The 11104-nt window shown below is 43.4% G+C and carries 7 protein-coding genes; 1 reads left to right on the forward strand and 6 read right to left on the reverse strand.

What is annotated here, in order from left to right:
• Positions 1 to 1521: 1521 nt before the first annotated feature.
• The 6 genes from Q0144_RS05880 to Q0144_RS05905 all read right to left on the reverse strand — a co-directional run bounded on the left by Q0144_RS05880 (position 1522) and on the right by Q0144_RS05905 (position 8238).
• The gene (locus tag Q0144_RS05880) at positions 1522 to 2049 is read right to left on the reverse strand and encodes an NAD(P)H-dependent oxidoreductase (RefSeq protein ID WP_291936917.1); all 528 of its coding nucleotides are present in this window, start codon (positions 2047 to 2049) and stop codon (positions 1522 to 1524) included.
• Between the two features lie 286 nt (positions 2050 to 2335).
• Complete coding sequence (locus tag Q0144_RS05885) at positions 2336 to 3679, reverse strand: anaerobic C4-dicarboxylate transporter (RefSeq protein ID WP_298062527.1); 1344 nt, start codon at positions 3677 to 3679, stop codon at positions 2336 to 2338.
• Positions 3680 to 3964: 285 nt separating this feature from the next.
• Positions 3965 to 5371 (reverse strand): aspartate ammonia-lyase, encoded by a 1407-nt coding sequence (locus tag Q0144_RS05890; protein ID WP_005870686.1) that lies wholly within the window; start codon positions 5369 to 5371, stop codon positions 3965 to 3967.
• A 315-nt stretch (positions 5372 to 5686) separates the two neighbouring features.
• On the reverse strand, positions 5687 to 6286 hold the full coding sequence (locus Q0144_RS05895; RefSeq protein ID WP_298062528.1) for a DedA family protein: 600 nt from the start codon (positions 6284 to 6286) through the stop codon (positions 5687 to 5689).
• A gap of 236 nt (positions 6287 to 6522) precedes the next feature.
• On the reverse strand, positions 6523 to 7347 hold the full coding sequence (locus Q0144_RS05900; protein ID WP_298062530.1) for a peptidylprolyl isomerase: 825 nt from the start codon (positions 7345 to 7347) through the stop codon (positions 6523 to 6525).
• 114 nt (positions 7348 to 7461) lie between these two features.
• Positions 7462 to 8238: a MetQ/NlpA family ABC transporter substrate-binding protein gene (locus Q0144_RS05905; protein WP_005870677.1), complete on the reverse strand. Its 777-nt coding sequence runs from the start codon at positions 8236 to 8238 to the stop codon at positions 7462 to 7464.
• A 234-nt stretch (positions 8239 to 8472) separates the two neighbouring features.
• Here Q0144_RS05905 and Q0144_RS05910 point away from each other — a divergent pair.
• Positions 8473 to 11104 (forward strand): valine--tRNA ligase (locus tag Q0144_RS05910; RefSeq protein ID WP_298062532.1); only part of this gene is annotated, 2632 nt, incomplete at its 3' end.

The following is an 11104-nucleotide window of genomic DNA, read 5'->3' on the forward strand; positions in this document are numbered from 1 at the left end:
CGACGAGAACCCGAGCGATGAGTTTTTGATCTGGGTAAATCGCGTCGCGGAGTGAAATTTAAAGCGGCTTTTGTGCCGTTTAATCAAGCGTTTTGGGCCCTATTTGCGTAGGAAGCCTTGGATCTAAGCTTTTTGCTGGCTAATTTAATGGATATCTTTTGATTAAAATTTTAATGGTGGCGGTATCCATATAGAAAAGCATTAATCATCTATTACTACTTCTACTGCTCTTAAAATTTTTAATAAATCTACCTGATAGAATTTAACTCTTTACAATGTAGCGACGAAATTTCGCAGTGATCTGAAATGCGGGTGCGATGTAAGTTGCCGTGTCTTTAGGAATTCAAATAAATTTAGCTAAGTTCCTCGTGGATGGGTTATATCAAAGCATGGAAATTCTGTCGGTTTATTAGAAAAGAACTGATTGAGACTAAATTCTAAAGCAGAAAAAACAAGGCTAAAAGCTTTTCGGTAGTTTTGGTGATGAGTTATCTTTAAGTGTCGTATCAGAGAAAATTGCGATGGCAGCGTGTGTAGGCAGCGCGCACAGAGCGAGAAAAACGGCGCGAGCATCTGTATCGGCGTAGCGCTTTTAGGCTTCGTATCAAAGATCGTATCCAAACGATCCTGCTGTCAAATATCCGCATAAATTACGGCAGATTTTTATCGAGGGCATGGGGGCGAGCTACAAGGTATATCCAGCGAATATGTCTTTGCAGCTAGCTGCGCGCAGGCATTTAAAAGCTGGAAAGCAAGATCGAATAGGTTGAAATCTGAAAGCATTAATAGGCGCGCAATAGGCAAATTGCGCTCAGTGGCGAAGTGAGCGCAAACTTTTTGGTAGCTTTAAGCTATCTGCGCGCGCGTAGGGTGGCAGGCGCTACTTTACTTTAAATCTCTTTTTGGATCTTGGGCTTGCACTCGCAGAGCAGCAAGCACTAAGCAGCTAGGCGTGGAGGTATCGTATTTTGCGCCACTTTCGCAGTAGTTCTCTTTTATACCTGTCAGCTGAGACGCTTTCTAGCAATATGATTAATGCTGTTTTAGCATTGATGAGAATGAGCTTGGTGAGTGCAATACAAGCCCGATAGCGTATAGTGAACGCGCGACTTTACGAGTTTAATATAATTTTAACGGAGAGTTTGAAGCAGTGCTGTGGCGGATATGCATAGTTTTTTAACGTCTTATGTAAATTTAAAACGAGTATTATTGCGAGCGGGTGCAAATTTTTAGGTAAAATTTTATGCTCATTGATTTTTATATGGTTGTACTAAAGCATGCTTCATACAGAAAAATTTCGTATAAATTTTTAACGTAAACTTTGCCCATTTAGGGGAGAAGAGAAGGGAGTAAAATTTTACGATCAAAAGAGCGGGGGATTATGTCAGCAGGCTGCGTGTGCAACGCAAAAAATAGCGATACAGGAAGCGTATCGAGTAGTGTGGATGAAAAGATGATTTTCATCCGTCACTTTTTAAAATAAAATTTCTCGACTAAAAAGCGATTTTGCCTTTGTAAATTTTAAAATTTTGCTAAAAATTCTTCGTATTTTTCTGCACTTTTTGCGATATATTCGCTATCTGGATGAAATGAAAATCCATAGCCAAAGTGGCACGGAAGCAGTTTAGCACCCGTAAAATTCATAGCGCATTTAAAAGGTGTGATAACTTCTTCTATGCAAAATCCGATCGTGCCGTCTTTTTTATAGTTATTTTGCTCGTCGCCTATAGTGATCGCTAGGGCAAATTCTTTACCTTTTAGCTTGTCGCCGGTGCTGCCGTAAGCCCAGCCGTAGGCAAATACATCGTCGAACCATCGTTTTAAAAGCGGCGGATAGCTGTACCAATAAAGTGGAAACTGAATGATAATTTTATCGTGGCTTAAAAGTAACTCCTGTTCGCGCGCAACATCGATTTTGCCGTTCGGATAAGCGGCGTAAATTTCGTGAATATCAAATTTATCCGCTTGCTTTTTGGCTACCTCGCGCCACGCCTTGTTTGCGTGTGAGCTTGCCATATCGGGATGAGCGATGATGATGAGATTTTTCATATTTTATCCTTGTTTTAAATTTCTTACATTATATGTTTTTTGGCTGAAATTTTGATTTATCATCTAGCATAATATGGGTATGAAATTTCAAATGAAATTTTACTCTCACTCAAACATTACTAGCAGGCTTATAGTTTTTTGCGCATGCGATTAGAAGTTAAATTTATAAGCAAATATGGCAGACCCCAAAATCGATAGAATTTTATCTATTAAATTGTATTAAAAATTTTAAATAGTATGAAAAATGCGCCGAAAAAATTCGGCGCAAATGAAAGGAATACTAATCTTAGATTAGCGCAGGAGCTACTAAAAATCCTAGAGCGACCGAAATCGCAACCATAATGGTTCCCGGAAGGAAGAATGAGTGGTTAAATACAAATTTACCGACTCTAGTCGTTCCGGTATCGTCCATAGCGATCGCGCCGAGCGTCGTAGGATAGGTAGGGAGCACGAACAAGCCTGAAACGGCTGCGAACGATGCGACTAAGATCCAAATTTGACCGGAATTTTCAGGGCTAGTCATTCCAAGCGCGGCGGCGACGGCAGGCATCATAACCTTTGTGGTTGCAGCCTGCGAGTATAGCAAGCAGCTTAGGAAGTATAGCGCGACGGCTAGTACGAAAGGATACTGCGTAACGACGTTTTTAGCTACCTCTTTGATACTGTCAATATGACCGTTTACGAAAGTAGTACCGAGCCATGCGATACCGATGACGCAGATGCACGCATTCATACCGCTTTGGAAAGTGCTGGTAGAAAGCAGTTTGCCCGTATCGATCTTGCACAAAACAGCGATAAGAAAGCCGATAGTTAGCATAAAGCTGATGATCGCGCTATCTCTTGAAAGGATTGGTTTTTCTACCAAGCCGACGCTCTTTGAGATCGCAAGCGCATAGCAAACGACGATCAAAACACCGACGGCAAATATCGCAACCGATCTTTTCGCGTAAGGCTTCGGCTCTTTATACTCCTCGGCTTTGATCTCAGCTACAAGACCTTTTGAAAGTCTCTCTTTGTAAACAGGGTCTTTTGAAAGATCGAGATCGTAGAATTTATTTACGATGAAAGCCGTAATGATCATAGCTACGAAGGTAGTAGAGATGCAGATAAACAAAAGCTTAGGATAGCTAACGCCTAGCTTCTCGCACAGACCGCTCATAGCGACGAACGCCGCCGAAATAGGGCTCGCAGTGATCGCTACTTGAGACGAAACGACCGAGAGCGCAAGAGGAGCGGAAGGCTTGATGTTCTGAGTCTTCGCAACCTCGACGATAACCGGGATCATAGAAAACGCAGTGTGTCCGGTGCCCGCTAGTATCGTAAGTAGATAGGTAACGATAGGCGCTAGGTAGTTGATCTGTTTTGGGTTTTTGCGCAAAATTTTAGATGCCACCTGAACCAGATAATCAAGTCCACCCGCGACTTGTAGCGCCGTAATCGCAGAGATTACCGATGCGATAATCAAGATAACGTCAACCGGAATATCTTTAAATTCCACCTTCATACCCAAAATGGCTAGGACGACAACGCCCAAACCGCCTGCATAACCGACGCCCATTCCGCCTAGCTTAACGCCTAAGTAGATGCCGCCGAGCAACACGATAAATTGCAATATCACCATAAAGTCCATTGCAAAACTCCTTATAAAGTAATTTTTTTAACGGCGCGCAGAATTCTAAAGATTTCAGCAGGTAAAATCCGAATTATCTTTATAATTCAGTGGTCGGAATTCTATGCGGAATTTTATCCTAAAATTTCGCAAGTGGAATTTTACTCCACGGAAGCTAAATCTAACTTGATGAAATTCTACATATACGGAATTCTGCACGATCAATCTTATCTATTAGAATTCTACTTTGCGGAATTTCGCCTATTAAATTAACCGACGAAATTCCGCGCCGCACCTAGTTTGGAACTATTTTTTGCTCATATGCGGGTTGAGCATAGATTTAGGCTCTAGGATCTTATCGATCTCCTCTTTTTTCAAATATCCGCGCTCTAAGCAGATTTCGCCGACGGATTTTCCGGTCTGAAGTGCCTCTTTGGCGATACTTGCGGATTTTTCGTAGCCGATGTATGGATTGAATGCAGTAACAATACCAACAGAATTTAGCACCGATTTTAGGCAAGCTTCAGGATTTGCCTTTAGATGTTTGATAGCTTTTTCAGCTAGTGTATTCATCGCATTTTCCAAAAGCACGATCGAGTTAAATAACGCATATGCGATGCCAGGCTCGAATGCATTTAGCTCGAATTCTCCACGCTCAGAGCAAAGCATAATAGTCACGTCGTTACCGATTACCTCATAGCAAGCCTCGCCTACGACCTCAGCGATGACCGGATTTACTTTGCCCGGCATGATGGAGCTACCCGGTTGCATCTTAGGAAGCTCTATTTCGCCTAGTCCGCATCTAGGACCGGAGTTCATAAGACGTAGGTCGTTTGCGATTTTGCTTAGGCGGACGGCTGCTGTTTTTAACGCGCCGCTAACGTGGACGAAGTCTGCGGTGTCTTGTGTAGCGGCGATGAAGTCCTCTGCAGCTTTAAATTTAACGCCGGTGATCTCGCCTAGTTTTTTCTCGACTACGTTTTTGTAATCAGGATGGCAGTTGATACCCGTACCAATCGCCGTAGCGCCCATATTTAGGTAAGTCATCGACTCTCTAGCAGCTTTGATAAGCGCGATATCGGTTTTGATGTAGGTAGCAAAAGCGTTGAAAGTGTTTCCAAGAGTAGTAGGAACGGCGTCTTCAAGCTCCGTCCTTCCCATTTTGATGACATCTTTGTATTCTTTGGCTTTAACTTCAAGCTCTTTTTTCAAATTTTCCATAGCTTTTAATAGATCGGTTAGCTTGGCGTAAGCGGCGACTTTGATCGAGCTAGGATAGGTATCGTTGGTACTTTGACCCAAATTTGTGTGGTCGTTTGGATGGAGGTATTGGTATTCACCCTTTTTATGCCCCATACTCTCCAAAGCTATGTTGGTGATAACCTCGTTGGTATTCATATTCGTCGAAGTTCCGGCGCCGCCTTGGATCATATCGACTACGAATTGATCTCTGAACTCTCCTGCGATGAGCCTGTCGCAAGCTTTTGCAATCGCATCGGCTTTTTGTGCGTCTAGGACTCCGACCTCTTTATTGGCTAGTGCAGCTGCTTTTTTGATTTGTGCAAATGCCTTGATAAAAAATGGATAGTCTTTGAGCGCTCGTCCGCTTAGATGGAAGTTCTCTAGTGCCCTAAATGTTTGCACACCGTAGTAAAAATCGTCGGAAATTTCTAATTCACCGATGAAATCGTGTTCTTTTCTGGTCTTTGCCATAATAAGTCCTTTCGTTGAAATTGTTAATGGAATTTTAAAGCTTTTAGTATTAAAAGCAGCTTAAAACGTAACGAAAAATTAAAATTTAGAAATTAGTATGATTGTTTAAGGCTTTAAATAGAATTTTACTTAAAAAATATTTTGGAATTCGCTACTAAGGTATAATTACACTTTAATAGAAATATCGTATTGCACGCAGATTATGAAAGTGAAATTATAAAAATTCTTGTTTAGCTTAAATTATAATTTGAAAAATTTGAACTTAAAGGCGATAAAATGGAATTTTTCATTGTATTTGTATTTACTAGCGCGGAGCTATCTTTTGCGTTTTATAAAATAAACATATAGAAGCGAGATTATAATGACGACGGCGAACAGAGCGATCGTAATTAGATGCAGATCTTGCTTGATTAGCTCCTCGTTTTCGCCGATGAAATATCCCAAGCTCATTAGTATTAGTGTCCAAATCGCAGCTCCAAGCCCGGTAAATAGCACGAAGCGCGCGACATTCATCTTTGCAAGCCCCGCAGGAAGGCTGATGTATTGACGGATGCCAGGGATTAGGCGGCAGTTAAACGTTGAAATTTCGCCATGGCGGTTAAAAAATGCTTCGAATTTTGCAAATTTCTCCTCGGTGATGCCTACGTATTTGCCGTATTTAGCGATAATCTTACGTCCAAAAAAGTAGCATAGATAGTAATTAAACAGCGCGCCGGTGATGCTACCGCCAAGCCCACAAACAAATGCCGCAACAAAGCTCATCTGCGATTTTGAGGCCAGATAGCCCGCAGGGATCATCACCACTTCACTTGGGAAGGGAAAGAAGCTGCTTTCTAAAAACATCATCACAAAAATGCCAAGGTATCCCCAACCTGCGACAAATTCTACGATAAAATTTACGATATCAGAAAGCATTTGAATTCCTTGATTTAATGTGTAAAAAACCGGCTGTACTTAAAATTCCGCAAAATTTAACATCGGCAGAGCGAATAAATTTAGAATTTAACAACCCGGCGATACAAGAGTGATCTTAAAATTTCACAAAATTTAGAGCATATAAAACAAAGACGCAGGCTAAAATTTATCCCTGCAAGTTGCCGCTGCAGCGAACTTGCATATAAATTTAATAGCCTCGCGCCTTAAAATTAAAACTATTTTGCGTATTCGATGTTTAATTTGCCGAATAGCTCGTTAGCCTTATCATCGATTTTTTTGTTTACTTTGCTTGGAATTAATTGGTTTTTAATGAGATCTTTTACCTTCTCAAACGGCATAGTCTCAGCCTTTTTGCTGCTTTCTTTGTAGATTACATGATATCCGAATTGTGTCTTTACCGGCGTTTTGCTCATCTCACCATCTTTTAGTGCAAACGCTGCTTTTTCAAACTCCGGCACCATCATCCCTTTGCTAAAAGAGCCCAAATCGCCACCGTTTTCTTTCGCACTTGGATCGATTGAAATTTCTTTAGCTAGCTTATTAAATTCCTCTTTTAAATTCTCTTTTTTGACTTTTGATAGCTTCGCAATCGCGTTTTTAGCAGCCTTTTCGTCTGCTACTAAGATATGGCTTGCAGTAACGGAATCTGGTTGCATGAAATTTTGTTTATTTTCATCGTAAATTTTTTTAGCTTCCTCGTCGCTGATGCTTACGTCTTTAGCCTGTTCGCGTTGCCATAGATTAAATGCGATGCCATCTTTAGCAAGCTCTAGCTGATGTTTATATTCGTCGCTGTTTTCAATACCTGATTTTTTCGCCTCTGCGATTAGAAGTTTGTATTTGATTAGATCGTCGATTAGTTTTTTCTTCTCATCGGCGGTTGGTTCCTGTCCGCCGTGCTGCATACCTTGAGCCAAAAACGGTGCAACATCCTCATCCGTAATAGTGATATTTGCGTCTTTTGCAGTAGCCAAAACGCCTGCATTAAGCGAAGATATAGCCATAGCGGCAACAAAGCTGAAAGATAAAATTCTTTTCATTATTTTTCCTTTATTCGGTAAATTTCGCGCAATTATAAAAAAAGATAGTAAATAAAATAGCGAATGCCAGCAAATTCGGCGCGAATCGTGCGCCGAATTTTAAAAAGAGAGGAGTTAAAACGACGGGATGATTGCGCCTTTATATTGCGTCTCGATAAATTTTTTCACTTTCTCGCTTTGGATCGCTTTATCTAGCGCCTTGATTTTAGGGCTGTTTTCGTTGCCTTCTTTAACGCTAATAACATTTGTGTAAGGGTTGCCCTCAGCCTTTTCTAAAAATAGCGAATCCTTGATTGGGTTTAAATTTGCGTTAAAGGCAAAATTTGAGTTGATGACTGCAATATCTACATCGCCCAGGGTGCGTGGAAGCGCGGCGCCTTCAAGCTCTAAAATTTCTAAATTTTTAGGATTTTTCGTGACATCTAACGGCGTGCGAAGCTTGGCGTTTTGATCAACTTCGATGAGCCCCGCGGCTACGAGCAGATCAAGAGCTCGGCTTTCGTTAGTCGGATCGTTTGGCACGGCAACTTTAGCGCCGTTTTTAAGATCTTTTAAATTTTTAATCTTATGGCTGTAGATGCCCATCGGCTCTAAATGCACGCCCACGGTCGCTTTTAACTTCGTGCCTTTATTAGCGTTAAATTCCTCCATATACGGCACGTGCTGGAAAAATCCCGCATCCACGTCGCCGCTGTCGGTAGCGAGGTTCGGGGTTACGTAGTCGTTGAAAACTTTTACTTCAAGATCGTAGCCTTGGGCTTTTAGATCGGGCTTGATCTGCTCCAAAATTTCGGCATGCGGTATCGGAGTAGCGGCGACTACGATTTTTTCGGCAAGAGCGAAGCTGACGACGCTAGCGCTAAGAAGCGAAGCGAGAAGAAATTTCTTCATAATTTAATCCTTTTGGTTAAAATTTCGCGGTATTATAGCAGGTAGAATTTTTAAAGTCAAGTGTTTTTATATGATTTTTTGAAATTTTATCTAAAATATTCTAAAATTCGATATTTCTATATATATTTAAATACTACATTTTATTGTATAATTCAGAATTGGCACGCTTTAATGAGCGCTTTACATAAATTCCGCTAAAATCGCAAAATTTAAAATTTTAAAAAAAGGCTAAAAATGGCAGATTTTTACGACGCGAAAGCCGTAGAGGAGAGCTTTTATAAAATTTGGGAGCAGCGCGGTTATTTCGAGATCGACGGCAATAAAGATATCCAGCAAAAAGGCAAAAACTTTTGCATTATGCTACCGCCGCCGAATGTCACCGGAGTGCTTCATATCGGGCACTCGCTCACTTATACGTTGCAAGACATAATGACGCGATACAAGCGAATGGACGGTTACAAAACGCTGTGGCAGCCGGGGTTAGACCACGCAGGCATTGCGACGCAAAACGTCGTAGAGCGCGAGCTTTTGGCGCAAGGGATCAAAAAAGAAGAGATAGGGCGTGAGGAGTTTTTAAAGCACGTTTGGCGCTGGAAGGAGCAAAGCGGCGGGCAGATCGTAAAGCAGATGAAGCGCCTTGGCGTCACGCCTGCGTGGAGCAGACAGCGATTTACGATGGATGAAGGGCTTAAAAACGCCGTGCGCAAAGCCTTCGTAAACTTATACGACGCGGGGCTCATCGTGCGCGGAAACTACATGGTAAACTGGTGCACGCACGACGGCGCGCTAAGCGACGTGGAGGTCGAGCACAAGGAAAACAAAGGCAAACTTTATCATCTGCGCTACTACTTTGCGGACGAACAAAATTCAAATTCTTGCAAAGATTCGAGCGAGACGAGCCGCAACTACATTGTTATCGCTACTACGCGCCCCGAGACCTACTTCGGCGACACCGCCGTAATGGTAAATCCCGCGGACGAACGCTATAAAAATTTGATCGGCAAAAAAGTCGTGCTGCCGCTAATCGGTCGCGAGATAGAGATCATCGCCGACGAATACGTCGATATGAGCTTCGGAACGGGCGCCGTGAAGGTCACGCCCGCGCACGATACCAACGACTACGAGGTTGGCAAGCGCCACGAGCTGGGCTTTATCACCGTTTTTGACGAAAAAGGAATTTTAAACGAGCAGTGCGGTAAATTTCAAGGCCTAGAGCGGCTTGCCGCGCGCGATCAGATCGTAGCGGAGCTTGAGAGGCTGGGTTTTATCGAAAAAATAGAGGATTACGAAAATCAAGTCGGCTACTGCTACCGCTGCAAAAACGTCGTCGAACCGTACATCTCGCAGCAGTGGTTCGTGCGCGCGGATATCGCAAAAGAAGCAATTACCAAAGTAAATTCCGGCGAGGCGGAATTTTTCCCAAAGCACTGGATCAATAGCTTCAACGCCTGGATGCGCGAGCTGAAGGACTGGTGCATCAGCCGCCAGCTGTGGTGGGGACATAGAATTCCCGTATTTTACTGCGACTGCGGTCATCAGTGGGCGGATGAGCGAGAAGCCCCCGATGCCTGCCCAAAATGCGGCGGTAAAAATTTTACTCAAGATCCCGACGTGCTCGATACATGGTTTTCAAGCGGTCTTTGGCCGATCAGCACGCTTGGCTGGGGCAACGGTGAGGCGCTGAAAAACGAGAAGTGGTTTGAGGAGGATTTGAGCGAATTTTATCCAAATACCATGCTAATTACGGGCTTTGACATTTTGTTTTTCTGGGTCGCGCGTATGATGTTTCAGTGCCAAAACGCCATGGGCGAGCTGCCGTTTCGCGACATCTACCTGCACGCCTTGGTTAAGGACAAAGACGGCAAAAAGATGAGCAAATCGAGCAAAAACGTAGTCGATCCGCTGCTAAAAATAGATGAATTTAGCGCCGATATTTTGCGCTTTACGCTTACGATTTTGTGCGTGCAGGGGCGCGATTTGCGCCTTAGCGACGATAAGCTTTTGATATATCGAAATTTTACGAATAAGCTCTATAACGCAAGTAAATTTTTGCTTTTAAACGCTTCTAAATTCGACGATTTAGACGTGGCGCAGATCAAAACGAGCCTCGGCAGATATATGCTTTCGCGCTTTAATTGCTGTGTGAGCGCGGTGCGGGAAAATTTAGACGAATACCGCTTCAACGACGCTGCGACCGAGCTTTATAAGTTTTTTTGGGACGAGTTTTGCGACTGGGGCATTGAGCTTAGCAAGGCGGACAAGGCCGCGATAGGCGAGCTGGGGATGATTTTTAAAGAAGCGATGAAGCTGCTAAGCCCATTTATGCCGTTTCTAAGCGAGTATCTGTATCAGGAGCTAAGCGGCACAAGGCTACAAGACGCGCGCTCCATCATGGTGATGAGATACCCACATCCTGGCGAGCGCGATGAGCGGATCGAGGAGCTATTTTCGCTGCTAATCGAAGCGATCGTGAGCATTCGCCGCGCAAAGGCGACGATCGAGCTCGGCAATGCGCGCGTAGCCAAAGCCTACGTCAAATCCGCAGTCGATCTAAGCGCCGCTGCGGACTACATCAAAACGCTAGCAAAGGTCGATGAAGTGGAATTTACGCAGCAAAATATCGCAAATTCCGCCCGCGACGTAAGCGAGAGGCTAGAAACTTTCGTGCCGCTTGAAGGGGTCGATCTTAGCGGCGTGATTTCGCGTCTTAACGCGCAAAAAGCAAAGCTGCAAAAAGAGATCGAAAAGCTCTCTGCAATGCTTGGCAATGAAAAATTTATTTCCTCCGCGCCTGCCGCCGTCGTCGCCGCAAACCGCGAAGGGTTGCAAAGCGCGCAGGAAAAATTCGCCAAAGTATGCGATGAGC

Origin of the sequence: uncultured Campylobacter sp., from assembly GCF_938045345.1 — a bacterium.
Classification (GTDB): Bacteria; Campylobacterota; Campylobacteria; order Campylobacterales; family Campylobacteraceae; genus Campylobacter_B.